Raw genomic sequence first — 585 nt, 5'->3', positions numbered from 1 at the left:
TTCCCCCTCCCTTGCGGAGGGGGCTAGGGGGTGGGTTGAAAAATACCCGCATTTAAATCTCTCTATCCGCCCACTCTCCCAAAGCTATGGCATAAGTGGGAGACTTGATAGCGAATACTATCAAACCAAATATGACGCAATCGAGCGCAAAATCAAATCTTTTGATACTATAAAACTTAAAGATTTGGTTGATTATCCCATTTCAAGCGGTGCTACGCCAAAAGCTGGCGGAGACGATTACACAGACTCTAATCAAGGAATACCATTTTTAAGGGCTGTTGATTTAAAAAATTCTCGCGTTGAAACTGCAAATTTTATCTATATCAAACCGCAAATTCACAAAACAACACTAAAAAGAACTCAATTACAAAACAGCGATGTTTTGTTTTCTATTGCTGGAACGATAGGAAGGTGCGCAATTTTTGATTATGATTTTGAAGCAAACATAAATCAAGCCTTGTGTATTTTGAGATTTGCAGAATCTAGGGGTATTTTAAGGCTTTATCTCATAACATTTTTTAATTCTAAAATAGGGCAAGTTTATTTAGAAAAGTATTCTAGGCAGGGTTTGCAAACAAATTTAAA

At 36.8% G+C, this 585-nt stretch carries 1 protein-coding gene; it reads left to right on the top strand.

Annotation, left to right across the window (positions count from 1 at the left end; genetic code table 11):
* A partial coding sequence (locus ACWIX0_RS14065) for a restriction endonuclease subunit S (protein ID WP_454174598.1) occupies nucleotides 1-585 on the top strand: 585 nt, incomplete at both ends.

Source organism: Helicobacter sp. T3_23-1059, from assembly GCF_053654515.1.
This window is presented reverse-complemented; position numbering and strand designations above follow the sequence as displayed.